The organism is Luteitalea sp. (assembly GCF_044337415.1).
GTDB lineage: Bacteria > Acidobacteriota > Vicinamibacteria > Vicinamibacterales > Vicinamibacteraceae > Luteitalea.
The window spans coordinates 1-21,225 of record NZ_JBIINP010000046.1 but is presented as its reverse complement, the minus strand read 5'-3'; the positions used below and the strand labels follow the sequence as shown (position 1 = coordinate 21,225).

General features: G+C 69.9%; 19 protein-coding genes. 5 read left to right on the top strand and 14 right to left on the bottom strand.

Annotated features, from left to right (window positions below; all coding sequences use genetic code 11):
* Positions 1-53 precede the first annotated feature (53 nt).
* From ACIRDX_RS09790 to ACIRDX_RS09780, 3 genes are all read right to left on the bottom strand, one after another.
* Positions 54-980, bottom strand: a complete 927-nt coding sequence (locus tag ACIRDX_RS09790) for an acyl-CoA desaturase (protein ID WP_396625233.1) — start codon at positions 978-980, stop codon at positions 54-56.
* A 236-nt stretch (positions 981-1,216) separates the two neighbouring features.
* Positions 1,217-2,269, bottom strand: a complete 1,053-nt coding sequence (locus tag ACIRDX_RS09785; protein ID WP_396625232.1) for a glycoside hydrolase family 43 protein — start codon at positions 2,267-2,269, stop codon at positions 1,217-1,219.
* Positions 2,270-2,339: 70 nt separating this feature from the next.
* Positions 2,340-3,353 (bottom strand): methyltransferase, encoded by a 1,014-nt coding sequence (locus ACIRDX_RS09780; protein ID WP_396625231.1) that lies wholly within the window; start codon positions 3,351-3,353, stop codon positions 2,340-2,342.
* Positions 3,354-3,527: 174 nt separating this feature from the next.
* On the opposite strand from ACIRDX_RS09780, the gene ACIRDX_RS09775 reads away from it, so the two are divergent.
* On the top strand, positions 3,528-4,250 hold the full coding sequence (locus tag ACIRDX_RS09775; RefSeq protein ID WP_396625230.1) for a hypothetical protein: 723 nt from the start codon (positions 3,528-3,530) through the stop codon (positions 4,248-4,250).
* Positions 4,251-4,319: 69 nt separating this feature from the next.
* On the opposite strand, the gene ACIRDX_RS09770 is transcribed toward ACIRDX_RS09775, so the two are convergent.
* The 7 genes from ACIRDX_RS09770 to speD all read right to left on the bottom strand — a co-directional run bounded on the left by ACIRDX_RS09770 (position 4,320) and on the right by speD (position 11,669).
* A complete protein-coding gene (locus ACIRDX_RS09770) occupies positions 4,320-5,390 on the bottom strand; it encodes a type II secretion system protein (protein WP_396625229.1) in 1,071 nt (356 codons plus the stop codon).
* A gap of 142 nt (positions 5,391-5,532) precedes the next feature.
* On the bottom strand, positions 5,533-7,047 hold the full coding sequence (locus ACIRDX_RS09765; RefSeq protein ID WP_396625228.1) for a flavin monoamine oxidase family protein: 1,515 nt from the start codon (positions 7,045-7,047) through the stop codon (positions 5,533-5,535).
* Between the two features lie 297 nt (positions 7,048-7,344).
* Positions 7,345-8,847, bottom strand: a complete 1,503-nt coding sequence (locus tag ACIRDX_RS09760) for a polyamine aminopropyltransferase (RefSeq protein ID WP_396625227.1) — start codon at positions 8,845-8,847, stop codon at positions 7,345-7,347.
* A 93-nt stretch (positions 8,848-8,940) separates the two neighbouring features.
* On the bottom strand, positions 8,941-9,153 hold the full coding sequence (locus ACIRDX_RS09755) for a DUF350 domain-containing protein (protein ID WP_396625226.1): 213 nt from the start codon (positions 9,151-9,153) through the stop codon (positions 8,941-8,943).
* 3 nt (positions 9,154-9,156) lie between these two features.
* Positions 9,157-9,342: a hypothetical protein gene (locus ACIRDX_RS09750; protein ID WP_396625225.1), complete on the bottom strand. Its 186-nt coding sequence runs from the start codon at positions 9,340-9,342 to the stop codon at positions 9,157-9,159.
* Between the two features lie 12 nt (positions 9,343-9,354).
* Positions 9,355-11,277 (bottom strand): DUF4178 domain-containing protein, encoded by a 1,923-nt coding sequence (locus ACIRDX_RS09745; protein ID WP_396625224.1) that lies wholly within the window; start codon positions 11,275-11,277, stop codon positions 9,355-9,357.
* Complete coding sequence (gene speD / locus ACIRDX_RS09740) at positions 11,274-11,669, bottom strand: S-adenosylmethionine decarboxylase (protein WP_396625223.1); 396 nt, start codon at positions 11,667-11,669, stop codon at positions 11,274-11,276. Before speD ends, ACIRDX_RS09745 begins: the two co-directional genes overlap by 4 nt.
* A gap of 124 nt (positions 11,670-11,793) precedes the next feature.
* Between speD and ACIRDX_RS09735 the strand changes: the two genes are divergently transcribed.
* On the top strand, positions 11,794-13,020 hold the full coding sequence (locus tag ACIRDX_RS09735) for an MFS transporter (protein WP_396625222.1): 1,227 nt from the start codon (positions 11,794-11,796) through the stop codon (positions 13,018-13,020).
* 86 nt (positions 13,021-13,106) lie between these two features.
* Here the strand turns inward: ACIRDX_RS09735 and ACIRDX_RS09730 are convergent, their stop codons facing one another.
* Both ACIRDX_RS09730 and fdhD read right to left on the bottom strand, forming a co-directional pair.
* Positions 13,107-15,302 (bottom strand): FdhF/YdeP family oxidoreductase, encoded by a 2,196-nt coding sequence (locus ACIRDX_RS09730; protein WP_396625221.1) that lies wholly within the window; start codon positions 15,300-15,302, stop codon positions 13,107-13,109.
* 3 nt (positions 15,303-15,305) lie between these two features.
* Positions 15,306-16,115 (bottom strand): formate dehydrogenase accessory sulfurtransferase FdhD, encoded by an 810-nt coding sequence (gene fdhD, locus ACIRDX_RS09725; RefSeq protein WP_396625220.1) that lies wholly within the window; start codon positions 16,113-16,115, stop codon positions 15,306-15,308.
* 110 nt (positions 16,116-16,225) lie between these two features.
* Here fdhD and ACIRDX_RS09720 point away from each other — a divergent pair, with 110 nt between their 5' ends.
* Positions 16,226-16,975, top strand: a complete 750-nt coding sequence (locus ACIRDX_RS09720) for an META domain-containing protein (protein WP_396625219.1) — start codon at positions 16,226-16,228, stop codon at positions 16,973-16,975.
* Positions 16,976-16,990: 15 nt separating this feature from the next.
* Here ACIRDX_RS09720 and ACIRDX_RS09715 read toward each other — a convergent pair whose 3' ends face one another.
* Together ACIRDX_RS09715 and ACIRDX_RS09710 are read right to left on the bottom strand one after the other, a co-directional pair.
* Positions 16,991-17,650 (bottom strand): class I SAM-dependent methyltransferase, encoded by a 660-nt coding sequence (locus tag ACIRDX_RS09715; RefSeq protein WP_396625218.1) that lies wholly within the window; start codon positions 17,648-17,650, stop codon positions 16,991-16,993.
* 190 nt (positions 17,651-17,840) lie between these two features.
* Positions 17,841-19,205: a TrpB-like pyridoxal phosphate-dependent enzyme gene (locus ACIRDX_RS09710; protein WP_396625217.1), complete on the bottom strand. Its 1,365-nt coding sequence runs from the start codon at positions 19,203-19,205 to the stop codon at positions 17,841-17,843.
* Between the two features lie 148 nt (positions 19,206-19,353).
* Between ACIRDX_RS09710 and ACIRDX_RS09705 the strand changes: the two genes are divergently transcribed.
* Positions 19,354-19,854, top strand: coding sequence for an amidohydrolase family protein (locus tag ACIRDX_RS09705; protein ID WP_396625216.1), 501 nt, complete (start codon positions 19,354-19,356; stop codon positions 19,852-19,854).
* Positions 19,855-19,917: 63 nt separating this feature from the next.
* Complete coding sequence (locus ACIRDX_RS09700; RefSeq protein WP_396625215.1) at positions 19,918-21,222, top strand: TAXI family TRAP transporter solute-binding subunit; 1,305 nt, start codon at positions 19,918-19,920, stop codon at positions 21,220-21,222.
* Positions 21,223-21,225 lie beyond the last annotated feature (3 nt).

Here is a 21,225-nt window from a genome sequence, read left to right as displayed (position 1 = left end):
AACGGCCCCGGAGGTCCGGGGCCGTCGGGGCATCACGAAGCGGCGCAGCCGTGCTACGACTTCTCCAGCACCAGTGGCTCGGCCGACGAGATGTCGATGGCGTCGGCGGTCTGCTGCGGCATGCGGTGCAGGTTCTCGATGCGGGCCACCTTGATGTCCCAGGCCAGGCCGAGCATGCGGAGGATGCTGATGTTGATGTAGTTGATGTCCAACTCGTACCAGGCCAGGCCGTGACGGGCCGACACCGGGTGCGCGTGGTGGTTGTTGTGCCAGCCCTCGCCGAACGTGAGCAGCGCCACCCACCAGTTGTTGGTCGAGTCGTCCTTGGTCTTGAAGCGGCGCGAGCCCCAGAGGTGCGTCGCCGAGTTCACGAGCCAGGTCGCGTGCAGGCCGTAGGTCGTGCGGAAGAACACCGCCCACAGCACGTACGGCAGGCCGCCGAACACCGCGAACGCGAGGCCGACCACCACCTGCGGCACCCAGTGCCAGGTGGTGAGCCACACGTGCACGGGGTCCTTGCTCAGGTCGGGCACGTAGCGGCGCAGCACCTCCGTGTTGTGGTGCATGGCCTTGCCCATGAAGATCCAGCCCATGTGCGCCCAGAAGGTGCCCTCGCGCGGCGTGTGCGGGTCGCCCTCGTGGTCGGAGTGCTGATGGTGGATGCGGTGCGTGGCCACCCAGAAGATCGGGCCGCCCTCGAGCGCCAGCGTGCCGCAGACGGTGAGGAAGTACTCGACCCACTTGTAGGTCTTGTAGCCACGATGCGTCAGCAGGCGGTGATAGGCCATGCCGATGCCGAGGCTGCCGGCGACGAACCACATCGCGGCGGCGGCGAGCATCGCGCCGAGGTCGATATAGAAGAACGCGGCCACGGCACCGATGTGGAAGACGGTCATCGCGATGACCGTGATCCAGTTGAAGCCATGGCCTTGCGCCGCCTTGCGGCCGTAGATGGAAGCGATCTTGACGGGTGCACTCATGGAGCCCTCACGATGCCATGGGACCCGGCAGGCCTTCTGTAATAGTTCTGTAATTGCTGACGTTTTCGCGGGTTCTCGACCTTGGCAGGGCACACGCACGCCTCACGGAGACGCAGAAGGCCACACGTGGATAGGGGAGGGGCGGGTTGGGACAACCGGCCCTACCGTCTCGCAGCGGCCCCTACCGCCCGCCCACGGCCACCGTCACGCTGCCTGCACCCTGCGTGTCCGGCGGCTCAGCGATCGCGGTACGGCACGATCGTCTCGATGGTCCCGTCAGGGCGGTGCACCAGGCGGGTCACCTTCATGCTGCGCAAGTGGGTCTGCCCGTTGGACTCCTGCGCGTCGTGGTAGAACAGGAACCACTTCCCCTCCTGCTCCGCGATCGAGTGGTGCGTCGTCCAGCCCAGCACCGGCTCCAGGATCCGGCCGCGATACGTGAACGGGCCGTACGGTGAGTCTCCCGTGGCGTACACGAGGTAGTGGGTGTCGCCGGTCGAGTAGGAGAGGTAGTACTTGCCGCCGTAGCGGTGGACCCAGGCGGCCTCGAAGAAGCGTCGCGCGGTGTCGCCGACCTTCAGCGGCGTCCCGTCGGCGTCGAGGATCCGCACGTCGCGCGGCGCCTCGGCCAGGCTCTTCATGTCGGCCCCCAGGCGCGCGACCTTCGGCATGAGCGCCGGCGCACCCGCAGCCGGGTAGGTGTCCGCGCCCTTGTAGGCACCGGTCGCCCAGCGTTGCAGCTGCCCGCCCCAGATGCCGCCGAAGTACAGGTAGTACTCACCGCCGCCGTCGCGGAACACCGCCGGGTCGATGCTGTAGGCGCCGGCGATCGGCTTGGGATCGGCCGTGAACGGCCCGGTGGGACTCGTGCTCGTCGCGACGCCGATGCGGAACACGTCAGCCGCGTCTTTCGCGGGGAAGTAGAGGTAGTACGTGCCGTTGCGCTCCGCGGCCTCGGGCGCCCACATCTGGCGCTTGGCCCACGGCACCTTCTCGAGCGACAACGCCACGCCGTGATCGGTCACCGGCTCACCGACGCGCGCCATCGAGTACACGTGGTAGTCGCGCATCGCGAAGTGGCTGCCGAGGTCGTCCTGCGGCACGCCGGCGTCGATGTCGTGCGAGGGATAGACGTAGAGGCGCCCACCGAACACGTGCGCCGAGGGGTCGGCGGTGTAGATGCCCGGCACGAGCGGTTCCTCGAGGAACCAGGGCGTCTGGGCGGTCACGGCGATGGTGAGGGCACTGGCCGCCGCGAAGGCGACCGACGCGAGCGAACGGAACGACATGGCAGGCCTCCTGCGAGGGACGCACCCGGCGGGCGCGTGTGCGCCCGCCGGAGACCGCCTGCATTCTCGCCTACTTGATGCCGATCACCATGGAATCGGGCCCCACGAGGTGCTGGACGCGCGTCGACGAGAAGCCCGCGTCGCGCATCCAGCCGGCGCAGTCGGCGCCGGTGTAGTCGAATCCCCCCGGCGTCTCGATCAGCATGTTCAGGCTCATCATCAGCCCGAACGCGTTCTTCGACCGGTCGTCATCGATGATCGACTCGTAGATCACGAGGGCGCCGCCGGTCGGCAGCGCCGCGAACGCCTTGTCGATCAGCATCCGCTTGGTGGGCAGATCCCAGTCGTGGAGGATGTGGCCCATCAGGATGACGTCGGCCTTCGGCAGGTCGACCTCGAAGAAGCTGCCCGGCGCGAACGTGAGCCGATCGGCCAGGCCGAGCCCGGCGACGTACTCCTCGAAGACGGGCGCCACTTCGGGCAGGTCGAATCCCTGGCCCCGCATGTGGGGGTTGGCGAGCGCAATCTGGCTGGCGAGATCGCCTTGCGCCGTGCCGACGTCGACGAACGTGCGGTACTCCGCCCACGGGAAGGCGTGCGCGATCGTCAGGTTCGCGCCCCGGCTGATGCCGCTCATCGCCGCCAGGAACTCGCGCAGGCGCGCGGGGTCGGCGTACAGCGACTCGAACAGGCCCGGGCCGCCGGACTTGATCTCGTTCTGTGGCTGCCCGGTGCGCAGGGCCTCCGTGAGGTGTCCCCAGAACGGGTAGAGCCGATGGTTGGCCATTTCCAGCATGCCGCCGATGTACGAGGGCTTGTGCCGGTCGAGGAACAGGTCGGTCTGCGGCGTGTTCGCGTACTGGTCGCCCGTGCGGGTGAGGAAGCCGAGCGACACGAGCCCATCGAGGAAGTCGCGGGCCGATCGCGGGTGGAGGCCCAGGCGACCCGAGAGCGCGGCGAACGGCTCGGGGCCTCGTGCGAGTTCGGTGAAGACCCCCATCTCGACGGCGCTCAGCAGGGTCTTGGAGGCCCAGAAGGCAAGGCCGGTTTGCAGGATGTGTTCGGGGGTGACGGGTTCGGACAAGACTGACCTCTGACGAAGGCGGCGACACCGCGCCGCGCGGCATCCAGCTACGCGATGGAGCTAACCAAGGATATCCCACGAGCTCGGCCGTGAGCGCCTGCGTGGTGTATGGTGGCGCCACTCACGCATGAGCCAGCGGGCGGACCGGCACCGGTCCCAGCCCCCAGGAGCCGGATGACACTCGAACGCGCGCTGTTCAGGCAGGGCTCCCTCTACTTCCTTGCCTTCCTCGCGTGCATGGTGGCGGCCTTCTGGCCCAGCTACTTCACCAGGCTCCTCGAGCAGGAGACCTGGCGGCAGCATGCGCACGGCATCGCCCTGATCCTGTGGTGCCTGATGCTCGTGGGCCAGCCGTGGCTGATTCGCGCCAGGCAGTACGCCTGGCACCGGCGGGTCGGCAGGGCGTCATACGTGCTGGTGCCGATCCTGTGCGTGGCGACGATGGACCTGCTGAGGTACCGGCTCGCGGCGGTGCCGCGGCTCGAGCCCGGGCATTTCGCGTTCGCTGCCCTGGTGATCAACTCGCTCGTCGCGTTCGGGGTTCTCTACGGATTGGCCGTCTGGTTCCGCCGCCGGCCGGTGATCCATGCGCGGTTCATGGTGGCGACGGTGTTCCCGATGTTCACGCCGGTCACCGACCGCCTCATCAGCACCCACCTGCCGTCGGTGGTGCCGCGGCTGCCGCTCATCGAAGGCGTGCCCAACGTGCCGTTGGTGGGATTCCTCATGGCCGACGCGATGCTGGTCGGCCTGAGCGTCTGGGACTGGGTGTCGCACCGCCGCTGGAACGTCTTCCCGTTCGCGCTGGCGGTGCTGCTGGCGTATCACTGGTCGTTCCTGTACGCCTATCGGTTCCCCGTCTGGCAGCAGTTCTGCGCGTGGGTGCTCGCGCTGTAACCGCACCTGCGTAGCGGCGGGCGGACCGGGCCGTGCCGGTCCGCCCTGCGTCTCCTCGACCGGGTTCGCTCAGAGGGTCCTGGCGATGGCGATCAGCCCGTCGGCCTGCACCGCGGGCAGGGCGGTGCCGCGCCCCTGCTCCAGGCGGGCGACCACCGTGGCCAGCAGGCTCTCCTTCAACGTGGTCTGGCCGGCCTTGGCGGCGGCCGCGGCGTCCTTGACCAGGGCCAGCAGTTCCTTCCGCAGCGGGCCGTCGACCACCATCGTGTTGATGCCCTGTCGCAGGCCGGTGAAGGTGAAGGCCCCCGGATGCGCGAGGCCGAACGGCAACTGCACGGCCGGGAGCAGCCGGACGTTCTCGCCATAGGCGCCGATCTGCATGGCGCGGAGCACGTCGGCGACGAACCGCGTGAAGATCGGCCGCACCGACCCGTCGCAGAACACGCGCACCGATCCGTCGCAGAACGCCGGGTTGATCACGGCCTGCAGGTCGCCGACCGACAGCGTGCCTCCGGTGGCCGAGAGCGAGCGCAGCGCGTCGTCCACCTCAGGGCCCGGCCGGGCGAGCATCGCCGGCAGCAACCGCCCCAGTTCGTCCTGCTCGACGTACGGCAGCAGCCCCACCACGGACCCGACGGCCTCGATCTGCGCCCGGTCGATCAGCGCGAACATGCGCTGCCGTGCCGCTCCAGCGCCAGGCGTCGGGAACGAGCGGATGTCGCTGTCGACGAGTCGCCCGTCGTTCAGGCTGATGTCGATCACCAGGCTGTCCGAGCCGGTGATGCCGGGGACGGGCTCGGCCAGGAGCGATACGGCCGTGCGCGACAGGTGCAGGGCGACGAACTTGTAGCCGTCGCGGGCCTCGTCGTGCCTCGTCCGTCCGGCCACGAGGATGTCGTCGAGGCTGGCGGGCAGGCGCCCCTCCCGGTCGTGGTAGCCGTGCACGGCCAGGGCGAGCTGCCTGAGGTTGTTGGTCGCCTGGGAGCGGTTGGCTGCCTCCCGCACCTTCTGGACGGCGGGCAGGAGCAGCCCGATCAGGATCGCGATGATGGCGACGACGACGAGGAGCTCGATCATCGTGAAGCCGCGCGCGCTCGACGAGGCGCGAGGGGTGAAGCGTTGTACTGGCTGGGTGGACATGCGACCTCTCCTCGACGAGCCGCAGCGACGCGTGCGACCCGGCCGTTCGTGACTGGGCGACGCACCGATCACGGTGTGGCTACGTATCAGAACGTCGGAGGAGGGGCCGGCGCACAGGCGTCGTGCGCAGCGACGGCTGGCGCTAGGCGCGGCGGCCCGCCAGGGCGGCGACCGCCGCATCGGCCGCATGGACGCCTCGCGCCTGCGCTTCCTCGAACAAGGGCAGTCCGTTCAGGTCCGAGTGCGCGAAGAAGAGGCGCTCGAGTCCGCGCCGCGCGGCCTGCCACGCGGGGTCCGACAGCAGGCCCGGCGTCGGGCGCACCATGGCGTGGCCGAACCGCATGATGTCGACGCGCGACACGCAGTCGCGGATGTCGCGATGCGCGCGTGACAGGTCGTCGAGGATTCGGTCGCGGAGGCTCTCGTACGGCTGGGCCAGCAGCCAGCGCCTGGCGTCGGCGGCTGGCTGGTGCGCGAGCGCCCAGTAGTACGTCCACACGGTGCGCGGCACGTGCCGGCGCAGCGACTGGTGCGTCGCCACCACGTAGCCGAGCGCGGGGGAGTCATACAGCACGTTGTCCCACGCGATGGGGAACCAGCGCTCGTCGGGCCACCGGTCGAGCGTGAGGTTGGCCGTCACCCAGGGCGACGAGGTGACCTTCGCCGGCGGCGCGCCGTCGACGATCCGCGTCGCGACGTGTAGTGGCGCGGCGACGATCACCGCCTCGGCCGTCCACGTCGCCGACGTCGACTGCACCTGCCAGCCTCGGCCGGCGCGCGTCACGCGGAACGTCACCTCGTTGGTGCGCACGTGCGGCGCCAGTCGCTGCAGCAACCGGCGCGCGATCCAGCCGTTGCCCTCCGGCCAGGTGAGCGGGCCCGTGTCGTCGGCGTCGCGCGCGGCGAAGTACAGCAGGCCGGCCCACGCCGACACGTCACGCGCCAGCCCGCCGTAGTCGTCGCGACAGGCGTAGTCCACCTGCCAGCGCAGCCACGGCGAGTCGAATCCCTCGCGCTCGAGCCAGGCCGCCATCGACAGCCCGTCCTCGGCGGGCGGGCGCGCGGGATCGAACGACGCCGCCATCGGGATCGTGAAGCGCCCCGTCGCCCGCAGCGCCTGCATGCGCGCGGCGAAGCGCGCGAACTGGTCGCGGTCGCGGCGCGTGGGTCCGACCTGCGGTTCCAGGCCCTCCTGCCACCGGCCATGGATGAACAGGCGCTCGTCTGGCGCGTGCACCAGGTGGCGCTCGTCCCACGACGCGCCGTCGTACACGCCGAGGTCGCGAAAGATCTCGCGTACCAGTCCCGCCGCCGCGCCGGGCACCGGGACGTAGTGCGCGCCCCACGGGTATGCCGAGACGTCGTTCTGCCCGAACCGCGAGTTGCCGCCCGCGTCGGGCTCCATCTCGAGGATCACGAAGTCGGTGATCCCCTGCTTCTGCAGGCGCCATCCCGCGCACAGCCCCGCCATGCCGCCGCCGACGATCACGATGCCCGCGCGGCGGGCCTCCCGGCCTGCCGACAGGCCCACGCCATCGCGCAGGCGGTGCCCCCGCTCGTACGACTCGTTGACGAACCCACCCGCGACGGGGCGCCCCGACTTCTGCGTCAGTCCGATCAGCGCGGCCGAGAGGAAGGAGCGGCGGTCAGTCTTCACGGGAATGCTGCGATGCTGCGATGCCGGAATGTCGGAGGTCGGCTGGCCACATCACGCACCGCCATACGTCGCAGGGCACACGGCGCGGGAATGCTGCGACTGCGGCGGTGCTGATGATAAGCCTGCCGCCCCTCGACATTCCCAGCATCGCAGCATCGCAGCATTCCTCGAAGTGCCGGCATCATCGCGGGATGCTGCGACCGTGGCGGTGCTGATGATGAGCCTGCCGACCCTCGACATTCCCAGCATCGCAGCATCGCAGCATTCCATCAATCGGCAGGCGCGCGTACCGCGCGCCTACCGATTGATGGCGTTCCACTCGCGCTCGTAGTACCGGACGAGCGCCTGTGTGTGCAGGCGATTGGGCTCCACGGGCACGCGCGCCATGTCGAGCGGAAAATCGAACAGCTCGGGCAGCGACTTCGCGTCGAGGAACCGGAGGCCAGCCGGCAGCGAGGTCGGGATGGCCGGGCGACCCGTGCCCGCGAGCACGTAGCCCCACTCGCCGAACGACGGCACGTAGACGTGATAGGGCGCAACCACGAGGCCCGCCTGCTCGATGGTCGCGACGATGCACCAGTAGGCCTGGCGGGCGAAGAGCGGCGACGTCGCCTGCACCACGAACGTGCCACCCGGCGACAGCCGCGCCATCAGCATCCGGTAGAACGTCGTCGTGTACAGCTTGCCCAGCGAGAAGTTGGACGGATCGGGGAAGTCGACGACGGCGAAGTCGTAAGGGTCACCCGGCGTGTCGAGCCAGGAGAACGCATCGGCGTTGACCACGCGGACGCGCGGGTCGCGGAGCGAGCCGCCGTTGAGCCGGCTCAGTTCGTGATGGGTGGAGAACAGGCGGGTCATCTCCGGGTCGAGATCGACAAGCGTCACGTGCTGCACGCCGGGGTACCGCAGCACCTCGCGCAGCGCCAGGCCGTCGCCGCCGCCGAGAATCAGCACCCGCCGTGCCGAGGGCAGGGCCGCCAGTCCAGGATGGACCAGCGCCTCGTGGTACCGGTACTCGTCGCGCGAGCTGAACTGCAGGTTGGCGTTCAGGAACAGGCGGAGGTCGCCCCTCCAGGCCGTCAGCACGATGCGTTGGTAGGGCGTGGTGCGCGACAGCACGACCTCGTCGGCGTAGAGGTTGGCCTCGGCGAGGTCGAGGATGTCGTTGGCCCGCCACAACCCGATGCCGAGCGCGGCGAGCGCGACGGCGCACATGGCCTGCAGCGAGCGCCGCGTCCTGGCCGACAGCGACTCGCGCAGCACCGACGTGGTCCACAGCGCCACGAGCACGTTGATGGCGCCGAACAGCATCGGCGCCCGCACGAGCCCCAGCTTCGGCACGAGCACGATCGGGAACAACAGCGAGGCGCCCAGCGCACCGAGGTAGTCGAAGGTGAGGACGTTGGCCACGACGTCCTTGAACTGGAACCGGTCGCGCAGCAGCCGCATCAGCAGCGGGATCTCCAGGCCTACCAGCGTGCCCACCACGAGCACCAGCAGGTAGAGCAGCAGGCGGAAGGCGTCGGTGTAGGCGAAGGCGAGGAAGAGGATGGCCGACGAGAAGCCGCCCACCACGCCGACCATGATCTCGACGAGGATGAAGCGCGCGGCGAGTCCCCGGTCGACGAACCGCGACAGCCACGAGCCGACGCCCATCGCGAAGAGGTACGTGCCGATGACGGTCGAGAACTGCGTGACGCTGTCGCCGAGCAGGTAGCTGGCGAGCGCGCCGGCCACGAGCTCGTAGATGAGCCCGCAGGCGGCGATGAGCAGGACGGAGGCGAGGAGGGCGGCGGTCACGAGAATGCTGGGAATGCCGCGATGCCGGGATGCCGCGACGGGCCCCGGCTCTCGGCCGCGTGCCCGCCGGAACGCCGCACGCGCGACGGCGGGCTAGTGGATCGCCGCGGCGATGATCAGCGACATGCCGAGCGCGAACGAGCCCACCAGCACCGCGAGGGCGGTGTTGTGCTTCTCGACGATCTCGCGCCACAAGTCGTAGGGCGTCAGCCGGTCGGTGATGATGAACGTGGCGAACAGCACGACGATGCCGAGCGCCGCGAAGACGATGGCGGCGACAAGGTTGGTGAGGAGCGTGGCTTCCATCGATCACTTCCCTCCGAAGTAGCGGGGCCCGCCGTTGTAGAGCGAGCGATAGGCACCGGGGTTGTCGCGGATCGAGCGCGGCACGTTGCGCACGACCTGGGCGCCGGTCATCCAGCCGGAGCGGTCGGCGTTGACGGCCCAGCCCGTGGTGAGGAGCCCGAACACGAGATAGATCACTGCGCGGCGCATGCGGACTCCCGGTTACTCGTCATCGTCGCTGGACACCGAGGTGGCATAGTCGCTTTCCTGGGCGCGCGCGTGCTCGAAGCTGAACTTGCGGAACCAGACCCAGAGGGGGCGGATCAGCAGCAGCACGAGCACGATCACGTACGGCGTCGGATCGGGCACGTCGCGCCGGACGGTGATCCGGTACGAGACCTTCGGCCCGTTGGGCGGCCCCTCTGGCTCGACGCGGAGATAGTACTGGCCCGCGGGCAGGCGCGGCAGTGTCATCAACGACGACGTGCTGCCCTCCGTCCACCTGCTGCCGTCCTCGACGCCGGAGTAGAAGCCGATCTCGGTGCCGACGTTGTGCGCCTCCGCCGTGTCGAGGTTGACGAGCGCCACGTCGTAGCCGAGCCACGAGTTGTTGATGCCGCTCTCGATCTTCACGTCGACGGTCCCCGGCCCTGCCAACGTGAAGGTGGGCGTCACGAAGGCGGACTCGGGTTGGCCGGACACGTAAGTGAATCGCTCCTGGTAGACCTGTTCGCGGGCCGCGGTGACGAGGCGCCACATCAGCAGGAGCACCACGAGCAGCGCCAGCCATCGGAAGGCGCGCCAGAGCTGTCGCGACTTCTCGATGTACGGGTTCGGCTGGTTGGCGAAGATGCCCTGCGCCGCCGGCGGGGCGCCCTCGAGCCCGAACGCCTGCCAGATCTGCTTCGGATCGGTGTACAGCCCCCGCGACCAGGTCCGTTCCTTTGCCGTGCCCTCGCCCGAGAGCATGTACGGCGGGTCGATGAAGTCGTCGGTCTCCACCGACTCGCCGGCCTGGACCCGCCACGGGAACTCGCCGAGCACGTAGTCGGTACGCGCCGTCGCGCGCTGGAAGTGCGTGTACCTTCTGTCGCCGTGGGTGTGACCGCTCCGTCCGCCGACGCTCGCCGTCTCCGGCAGCTCGCGGACCGTCGTCACGTCGTTCCAGTGGCCGTTGTAGCAGGTGAGGTAGCGGAAGCCGTGGTACGGGTTGAACAGCACGTACTCGTCCCAGGCGTAGCGCGTGCCGTCCACGGTCACCGATCGCTGCTGGAAGCCGATCACGTCGTGCGGCTGCCCGGCCCATGTCCCGCGCGTGCCGAGGGGAATCACCGGGCGGATCCACTCGCGCGCCGAGGCGTCCTGCAGGGCCACGACGTTGCGGTCCCTGGCATCGATCACCGCGGCGCAGCTGGTGCACGCCACAGAGAGCGTGTGCGAGAGCGCGCGGAGCTCGACGGCGGCGCCGCAGTTGGCGCAGTTGAAGCCGGCGAGCGCCTTGCTGGCGTCGGTGGCCTCGAAGGTGCGCAGGTTCCGGAGGTTGAGCTCCTCGAACGCGACCATGCGTCCGATGAAGAGGAGCGGCGTGCGGCGCTCGCTGTAGTCGATCGTGCCGAACGTCGCGTCGTGCCCCCGCAGGTCCACGAACGGCACGTCGTCCTTGCCCCAGTACTCGAACGGGAGCTCGCCCTCCACGCCCTTGTAGTGCGCCACCGTGATGGTGGTCACCTGGAGGTGCCGGTCGTTCCACGTGAAGCTGTCGCCGACCTTCGCTTCGTCGGCACTGGGGAGCCGCCGCTCCGACTCCACCAGGCTCGACACGGCGAACTCGAGCTGCGCATCCGACAGCCAGCCGCTCGTGCCGTTGTCGTAGACGATGTGCCACTCGTTCCAGCCGCCCTGCTCGTACGCGTAGACGATGCGCCCGACGACCGTGAAGCCCTGGCCGTCGAGGCTGCCCTGCGTCCCGAGCTGGATGGGCGACGCGTCGGGCGGAAGGTCGGCGACCTCGCCAATCGTCTCGATGTCGACGTCGTGACGGACGATGACCGAGCGGCAGCTCTCGCACGTGGTCTGGACGGCGCTCGACCAGCGGTACCGGACCGGCGCGCTGCAGTTGGGGCAGCGTCCCGCGGGTCCCCTCACGCCAGGACCGTCCCGGCCGGCGCGTACGCACGATCCACGCGGCGCACCAGCGTCTCGGTGGCGCCCAGCATGTCGGCCATCACCGCCGCGGCGTCGAACTCCTCCCGTGCGCGGCAGCAGAACACGTTCACGCAGATCGAGCCGTGCTCGGGGAAGGTGTGGCAGGCCAGGTGCGACTCGGCGAGGACGACGAAGCCGGTGAGGCCGCCCGGTCCAGGGAAACGGTGCCACACCGCCGGGGCGACCGGCGTGAGGCGCAGGTCGGTGATGAGGCGATCGAACAGGGCGCGCAGGCGGGTGTCGTCGCGCAGGACGTCGGCCTCGATGCCCTGGGCGTCGATGATCCACTCCGCGCCCTGGAGGGCGTGAGGGGCTCCGCCGGCGAGGGACATGGCGGTGCTGGAGGAGCGACGGTCCGGGGGAACGACGGCCATGGCGCGCGTGGCCCCGGATTATACGGCAGCGGAGCGACCCGCGTGCAGGCTATGCTTCGCCATCCCGCGAGCGAGGTGACCGGTGGTGACGAGTCAGGCCAGGCTGAAGGTGACGCTGTCGACGTTCATGTTCCTCCAGTACTTCATCTGGGGGTGTTGGTACGCCAGCATGGGCACGTATCTCACGCACACGCTCGGCTTCGACGGCGGGCAAGTGGGCCTGGCCTACGGCGCGTTTGCCATCGGCGCGATGATCTCGCCGTTCTTCGTCGGCCTGGTCGCCGACCGCTATTTCGCCACCGAGCGGATCCTGGCGGTGCTCGGCCTGGCCGGTGGTGCCGTGCTCTGCCTGCTGCCGGGCATGCGGACGTTCGCCACCTTCTACCCGGCCCTCATCCTGTACTGCGCCATCTTCGTGCCGACCCTGGCGCTGGGCAACTCGCTGTCGATGCACCACCTTGCGGACGCCGGTCGCGACTTCCCGAGGGTCAAGGTCTTTTCGGCCGTGGGCTGGTTCGTGGCGGGCATGGCGCTGAGCGCGCTGGCCGCCGAGCAACTGGCGCTGCAGTTCTACCTCGCGGGCGCGAGTTCCATCGTGTTCGGCCTCTACGCGCTCACGCTGCCGCATACGCCGCCGAAGAAGACGGGCGCCGACGTCTCGCTCGGCGAGGTGCTGGGCCTGGACGCCCTCGCGCTGCTGAAGAAGCCGTCGTTCGCGATCTTCATCGCCTGCATGTTCCTCATCTGCATCCCGCTCTACTTCTACTTCGTGATGATGAGCATCTACCTCACGGACCTGAAGTGGGAGGGCATCGCCGCGAAGATGACGCTGGCGCAGGTGTCCGACGTGGTGTTCCTGTTCCTGCTGCCGGTCTTCCTCAAGGCGCTGGGCTACAAGCGCACCATCATGATCGGCATCCTGGCGTGGGCCGCGCGCTACTTCGCGCTCTCGGGCAGCGTCCATGCGCCGTCCGCGCAGACGCTGCTGGTGTTCCTGGCCATCGGCGTCCATGGCGTGTGCTACGACTTCCTGTTCATCGCCGGCCAGCTGTACGTCGACGACGAGGCCAACGAGCGCATCCGCGGGGCGGCACAGGGCTTCATCGCGTTCATCCTGTGGGGCGCGGGCTCATTCGTGGGGACGCTGCTCGCGGGGCGCGTGCTGGCCGCGCACGCGCTACCGGGCGTCGGCGGTGGGCACGGCGGCTACGACTGGGCGGCGATCTGGCGCCTGCCGGCCTGGGGGGCCGTCGCCGTGCTTGTGCTGTTCCTGCTCTTCTTCCGCGACCCGGAGCGCAAGGCGGCCTGACCCACCCGTCGGTCGAACTGAAGTTCGACCGCCACGAACCGTTCAGTCCGTGGGCGTCGACGTTCACGTCGACGCGCAGGCCTCGACTACCCGTCGAGCGGTTCGAGGGTGACCACGGCGTTGTAGTCGGGCTCCATCGACTGGTGGTCGATGGCCGACGAGGACAGCAGCATGTTGCCCTCGGGCCAGTGCACCTCGAGGTTGCCGGGCAGGATCGGCGCGGCCTTCAGGCGGCCCTCGTAGCTGCCTGCCTGCGCGCGCAGCCGCACGGGTGCGCCGTCACGCAGCCCCAGTCGCGCCAGGTCCGTCGCGCTGACGAGAATCTCGTCGCGATGCGCGCCCGTGAGCGGGTCGACCTCGCGCTGGATCATCGAGTTGAACTGCTTGCCGCGGCGCGTCGACACGCGGAAGGCCCGCGACGTGTCCGCCATGCTGTCCATCGCCACGACCGCGGCGTGCGCCGGGCGCGTCGTGTCGAGCGGCGCGAAGCGAGCCTTGCCGTCGGCTGTCGCGAACCGGCCGTCGGCGTACAGCGTTGGCCCGCCCCACTGGAACTGATCGCCCTTGGCCGCGAGCCGCTCGATGCCCCCGTAGAGCGGCACCGCCCGGGCGATCTCGTTGCGGATTGCGGCGGCACTGGCGAATCGCACGTGCGTCGCTCGGTCGGGGAAGGCCCGCGCCACCGCCTCGCCCATCACCTGCCACTCCGGACGCGCCGACCCGACGCGCCGCCCGGTGACCTCGGGGGAGTAGATGACGCGCCGCTCGGTGGACGTCTCCGTGCCGCCCCCCGGCGACTCGTAGCGCGTGGTCGCCGGCAGGATCAGGACGTCGCCGTCGCTGTCGGCGAGCATGCCCGACGACAGCACGATGTCCTGGTGCACACGCAGGCGCGGGCGTCGCAGCGCGGCGCGGGTGCGCGCCTCGTCGGGCAGTGTCTCGAGGAAGTTGCCGCCGACGATCCAGAACAGGTCGACGTCGCCGCCGGCCGCGTGCTCGATCATCTCCGCGGTGGTCCATCCGGCGGCGTCCGGCACATCGACGCCCCACACCGCCTGCCAGCGGGCCCGCGTCGCCGCATCCATCGACGGCACGCAGCCCATCTCGGCGCCGCCCTGCACGCCGGAATGCCCGCGGATGGGCACGAGCCCGCGCTTGGGTCGTCCCGGCAGGCCGCGCGCCAGGCCGACGTTCAGCAACGCCGCCACCGTCTGCACGCCGTGGGCGTGCTGCGTGAGGCCCATCGACCACACGAGCACCGCGTTCGGGCGCTCGACCAGCAGGCGCGCGAAGGCCTCGATGCGCTCGCGCGTGCTGCCGCTGTCGCGCGCGAGCACGTCCCAGTCGGTGGCGAGGGCGCGGGCCCGCGCCTCGTCGAAGCCCGTCGTGTGATCGCGGACGAACGCCTCGTCGATGCCGCCCATCTCGACGAGCGCGCGCAGCACGCCGATCAGGAAGGCGAGGTCGCCGCCCGTGTGGACGTCGAACCAGTGGTCGGCGATGCGCGTGCCGAAGACGGCGCTCGACGGAATCGACGGCACCCAGTAGCGGTCGAGGCCGGGTTCCCGGTAGGTGTTGACCACGGCGACCTGCGCGCCGCGCGCCTTGGCGTAGTGCAGGTACTTCGTGGTGACGGGCTGGTTGTTGGCCGCGTTGGACCCGAAGAAGACGATCAGGTCCGCGTCGAGCCAGTCGGTGTAGCTGCACGTGGAGGCGCCGTGCCCGAGGGCGGCCTTCATCGCGATCGTCGACGCCGCGTGGCAGAGGCGCGCGGCGTTGTCGACGTGGTTGGTGCCCAGCACGCGCGCCGCCTTCTGCGCGACGTAGTAGGTCTCGTTGGTGATGCCGCGCGACGTCATGAAGAACGCGGCACGCTGCGGGTCGACATCGCGCATCTCCTGCGCGATGCGGTCGAGCGCCTCGTCCCACGACACCACGCGGAAGCCGGGCTCGCCGCGGCGACGCAGGAGCGGTTCCGGCAGGCGCCCGAGCGCGCGCAAGCCGGCCGAGGTCCGCGACGAGAGCGCCGAGACGTCGCGCAGCAGGGTGGGGTCGAGAGCGGGCGCGGTGTTCAGCCGCAGCAACTCGAGCCGCACCATGCAGAGGTGCGTGCCCTTCAGCGTCCAGTCCTTCAGGCCCGAGGTGCCCAGCGCGCAGCCGTCGCATACGCCGTCGCGCAGGATCCGCCAGGCGAACGGCAACTGATCGCGGTTCTCCCACGCGATCCGGAACATGTCGCGGAAGTGGCGCGGCTTCTGCCTCGTGAGGCCGAACAGGGGCATGGGTCAGGCGATCCGGTGGGGGTGGGTGTACAGGTTGTAGCCGTCGCCGCGTGCGAAGCCCACCAGCGTGAGGCCGCGCTCCTCGGCGAGATCGATGGCCGCCGTCGACGGGGCCGACACGGCGACCAGCATCGGGATGCCGGCGAGCACGGCCTTCTGCACGAGCTCGAACGATGCGCGTCCGCTGACGCACAGCAGGCGATGGGACAGGGGCAGCGCTCCCGCGAGCACCTGGCGGCCGATCACCTTGTCCACGGCGTTGTGACGGCCCACGTCCTCCGCCGCGTCCACGAGCGTGCCGTCGAGCGCGAACAGCCCTGCGGCGTGCAGCCCGCCTGTCCTGTCGAACACCGACTGCGCCGCGCGCAGCCGGTCGGGCAACGCGGGCACGAGCGAGGACGCGACCGTCCACGACGAGTCGAGGGCGTCGGCGTCGGTCTTCAGGGCGTCGACCGTCGGGCGTCCGCACACGCCGCAGGCCGACGTCGTCGTCACCTGGCGGCGCTCGGCCGCACGAGCCGAGAGCCGGGCGAGAGCCTCGCTCCCGAGCGACACATCCACGCCATCGCCCTCCGGCCTCGCCACGACGGCCGTGATCTCGGACGACCGACGCACCACCTGCTCCGACAGGAGGAATCCCGCCGCCAGCGCCTCATCGTCTCCAGGCGTGCGCATGGTGATCACGAAGGGCTCGCCCTGCACGGTGATCGACAGCGGAGCTTCGGTAGCGGCCCGGTCGGTGTCGGCTGCGGACGTTTCGCCCCGTACGCGGCGCAGCGGCACGGTCTTCCACGGCGCGGCGTGCGGGAGCATGGCTGGAATTCTACAGGCCGCCGCGAGGTCGGGGCGCCCGCTGCCGGGTGGCCGGGGTACTCTGGGGCGCGTCAGCCGACCATTCACCCCTGCCTGACGTCGGGAGAAGCATGATGCCGCGCGCCCTGTCGTCGATCCTCGCCCTGATGTGCCTGTCGGCAGCCCTGGCCGTGGCCCAGCCCTCGACCCTCGACGGATCGTCGTGGACGCTCACGACGCTGGCGGGGCACCCGTCGCTGCACGGCACACCCACGCTGCGCTTCGAGGGCGGCCGCGTCTCGGGCAACGACAGCTGCAACACCTATCGCGGGACGTACACGGGCGAGGGAACGACCTTCCGCGTCGGCCCCCTCGTGGCGACCCGCATGGCGTGCCAGGGGCCGAGGATGGCGCAGGCGGCCGCCTTCACCGAGGCGCTCGGCAAGGCCCGTGTCACGCGCATCGAGGACGGCGTCCTGGTGCTCGCCGACGAGAGCGGCGCGGCGCTGGCGACCTTCACCCGCCAGTCGACGTCGCTGGCCGGCACGGACTGGGAGGTCACGGGCTACAACAACGGCCGGCAGGCGGTCGTGAGCGTGGTGCGCGACACGCGACTCACGCTCGCCTTCGCCGCCGACGGTCGAGTGTCGGGGGAGGCCGGCTGCAATCGCTTCAGTGGCACCTACACCGCCGTCGGCGACACGGTGGCCATCGGCACCCTGGCGACGACGCGCAAGATGTGCGGCGAGGAGGGCGTGATGGCGCAGGAAACCGCGTACCTCGCCGCCCTGGCGACGGCCACCCGTGTTCGCGTCGACGGCGACCGCCTCGAGCTGCGCACGGGCGACGGGGCGCTTGCCGCGTCGGCCCGCCGGCGCTGAGGCACCGCCGACCGCCTACCGCTTGAAGGTGATGGCCAGCCCGCCGCCCCGCTCGTCGACGGTCGTGTCGGCGCCCGCCGTCGCGCGCAGCACCGCCAGGTACTCGCGCGAGCCCATGGCCCCGCGACGTCCCGCCTCGCTGACGTTGTGGGTGGTGAACACGCCGCCCTTGACCACCTTCGGGAACACCGCGCGGAAGTAGTTCGGGTACCAGTCCTTGTCGGCGTCGCTGAACACGAAGTCGAACGGCCCCTCGAGCGCCGGGACGATGGCGTGGGCGTCGCCGAGGCGGGCATCGACGTAGCGGGCGAGTCCGGCCGCCTCGAAGTTCCGCTTCGCTTCGGCGTGCCGGCCCTCGTCGAGCTCGACCGTGATCAGCCGGCCGCCAGTCTTGCTGAGTCCCCAGGCGATCCAGATGCCCGAGTGCCCCGTCGACGTGCCGATCTCGAGCGCGCGCGTGTAGCGATGCTCGACGATCAAGTCGTGCAGGGACTGGCCATCCACGTCCGGCACGTTGAGGTCGCGCCACGTGCCGGCGCGCTCCGCCAGGAACGCCTTGACGCGCGCATCGAGCGCGGCCTGGGTCGTGGCCTGGCGGGCCAGCAGCGTGGGCGCGCCGAGGATGGTCAGGGCGCCGAGGAACGCGAGGGCGGAGAGACGGGGCAGCAGCGACATGGGGCCTCCTGAGCCCCAGTGTGCGCGCCGAATGTGAAGAATGCGTGAGGTGGCAATTTGAAATTGGAAAGTCGAAATTCTCGGCGGCGCGACCTCCGGTCACTGCCGCTCGAAGCGCCGCGTAGGCGACAGGCCGAAGGCCGTCGCCCGCGAGAATCTCGAGTTCCCAATCTCAAATTGCCCCGGTCCCTTACGCGTTCACGCTCGGCAGGCCGGCCAGCGCCATCGCGAGTTCGCTCTCGTCGTAGGTCTGGTTGACGAGCTTGCCGGCGAAGTAGTCCATGTAGGCCTGCATGTCGAAGTGGCCGTGCCCGCAGAGGTTGAACAGGATGGCGCGCGACACGCCTTCCTCGCGGCACTTGATGGCCTCGTCGATGGCGCCCCGCACGGCGTGATTGGCTTCCGGGGCCGGCAGGATGCCCTCGGCGCGCGCGAACTGCACGCCCGCGTCGAAGCAGTCGCGCTGCATGAGGGCCCTGGCCTCGATGAGCCCGAGCTCCTTCAGGTGCGACACCATCGGCGCCATGCCGTGATAGCGCAGCCCGCCGGCGTGGAAGCCCGGCGGCATGAACGTCGAGCCGAGCGTGTGCATCTTCGTGAGCGGCGTCATGTGCGCCGTGTCGCCGAAGTCGTAGGCGTACGTGCCGCGCGTGAGGCTCGGGCACGCCGCCGGCTCAACGGCCACCACGCGCACGTCGGGGCCGCCGCGCAGCTTCGCGCCGATGAACGGGAACACGATGCCCGCGAAGTTCGAGCCGCCGCCGGTCGCGCCGACGATGACGTCGGGGTAGTCGTCGGCCATCTCGAGCTGCTCGATGGCCTCCATGCCGATCACCGTCTGATGCAGCAGCACGTGGTTGAGCACCGAGCCGAGCGCGTAGTTGGTGTCGGGGTTGGTCGCGGCGACTTCCACGGCCTCGGAGATCGCCATGCCGAGGCTGCCCTTGCAGTCGGGATCCTGCTCGAGCACGGCGCGGCCGTAGTTGGTCAGCGGCGACGGGCTGGCCACGCACGACGCGCCGTAGGTCTCCATCAGCGCGCGGCGGTACGGCTTCTGGTCGTACGACACGCGCACCATGAAGACCTGCACCTCGATGCCGAAGAGCGCACCCGCGAAGGCGAGTGACGACCCCCACTGTCCGGCGCCCGTCTCGGTGGCGATCTTCCGGATGCCGGCCTCGCGGTTGTAGTACGCCTGGGCCACCGAGGTGTTCGGCTTGTGGCTGCCGGCCGGGCTCACGCCCTCGTACTTGTAGTAGATGCGCGCCGGCGTCTGCAGCACCTGCTCGAGGCGCCGCGCGCGGAACAGCGGCGACGGACGCCACTGGCGGTACACGTCGCGCACCGGGCCCGGGATCTCGATCTCGCGCGCGGTCGAGACTTCCTGTTCGATCAGCGCCATCGGGAACAGCGGCGCGAGGTCGTCGGGGCCGAGCGGCTGCAGCGTGCCCGGGTGCAGGGGCGGCGGGCACGGCGCCGGCAGGTCGGCAGCCAGGTTGTACCAGGTGGTGGGCAGCTTCGATTCGTCGAGCAGGTACTTCACGCGGTCGGTCATCGTGCCTCCGGGCAAACGGCAGGATCCTATACCGAGGCCCGCCCGGGGAAGGAAACGACGAACGGCCTGGTGATCCCGGTTTCGGGCGAGCCCTCGCACGATTGCGGAACAGTTTGAAGCGGCCGTACACTCCCCGAGCAGCCAGTTCATGCGATTGACGCGTCTTCTCCTCGCCTTTGCTTTCCTCGCCGCGCCGCTCGCGACGCTGATCATCCTCGAGGAGATCGTGCGCGATGGCGCGGCGAAGGGGGTGCCGCCCTACGCCGTGGCGAAGGCGACGGCCATCGCCGCCGACCGGCGCGTGCGATTGCGCGCCGCGTACCAGGCCGGCGTGCGCTTCGCCCTCGGCACCGACGCCACCAGCGACATTCATGGCCGCAACGGCGAGGAGTTCGCGTACATGGTCGACATCCTCGGGGCCACCCCGATGGACGCGATCACCATCGGCACACTGCATGGGGCGCGGTTGCTCGGCATGGAGCGCGACCTCGGCACCGTGACCGCCGGCAAGTTCGCGGATCTCGTGGCCGTCGCCGGGAACCCGCTCGACGACATCACCCGGCTGCGGCGTCCCGCGTTCGTGATGCAGGCGGGCGCGGTCGTCGTCGCCCCCGCCTCCTGCGCCGACTGCGCCCCGAGACTCGAGTAGGCCCGCGGCGAAACGCCTCGTCCCGCTCCCAGAAGCCCTCGTCCCGCGCCACGGAGCCGCGTCATGAGCCGCAGCAACAACAAAACTCGCGATGACCGTGTCCTGCGCCTTGGCCTCGTGCTTCTCGCGGCCCTGGCCGTGGTATCGGCACTCCTGTACGCGAAGCCGCACGTCCCTCACCGCATGACGCTGCTCGCAGGGCCCCGGGGCTCGTCGTTCCATCAGGATGGGCTGCGCTACCGCGACATCCTCGCCAGACATGGCGTCACCCTTGACGTGGTCGAGACGGAAGGGTCCCTGTCGAACTTGCGACGGCTGGCAGCCGGGTGTGATGCCTGCGCGGGCTTTGCCGAAGCCGCAGAGTACCCGGAACAGTGGCTTGGCGCGCCAGGCGGCGAGTTGCGCACACTGGGCAGCCTGTATCTCGAACCGTTCTGGATCTTTGCCCGTCGCGGGCTCAGCATCGACGGCGTGGCAGAAGTCCGTGACATGAAGGGCCTGGCCATCGCTCCCGGGAACGAGGGGAGTGGAGTGCGCCTCTTTGCGGAGACGTTGCTCGCGTGGAACGGACTCACTGGCGACGTCACGCTCGTCGAGGCCGATATCGTCCACGTGAGTGGTCTGCGGGCAGCGATTGAAGGCGGCAGGCTTGATGTGGTGTTTGCCGCCGGCAAGATGGATGCTCCACTGATCGATGGCCTGCTGCGTTCACCCGACCTGCTGCCCGTGTCGCTGCGCCGGATTGACGCCATCACGTTCCGGTTCCCTGGCGTCAGGGCGCTTCGGCTCCCCGCAGGCAGTGCAGACATGGCGCGCAATCTGCCCGCCAGCGATGTCGAACTGCTTGGCATCTCCGTGCAACTGATCGTGCCGGCGAGTCTGCCGACCGCACTGTCCGACCTGTTGCTGGAGGCCGCCGGGGAGGTCCACGGGCCGCGCGGCCCGTTTGCCAGGGCCGGGGAATTCCCGAATGCGACGATGGTGTCCTTGCCCCTGAGCGCCGCAGCGAAGCGGTACTACGAACGCGGGCCATCGCCCCTGTGGCGTGTCCTGCCGTTCCGCCTGGCGACGCTGGTCGACCGCTTCATGTGGGTTGGCGCCAGTGTGGCGTCCGCGGCGCTGGCGCTGTTCGGCCTGTTGCCGAAGTTGGTGAGCTTCCGCTACGAGCGCGCCAGCCTGGCGCTGTACCGGCGGCTGGAGAGCGTCGAGAAGGCACTGGCGTCCAGCACTGACAAGGCCGCGTTGCGTGCCGAACTCGACGACATCGACCGCATCAGCACGGAGCTGCGCGTACCACGAGCGCAGCGGCCGGACTACTTCGGCCTTCGCCAGAACGTGCATGACGTGCGCACCAGACTGAACGAGTGAGCT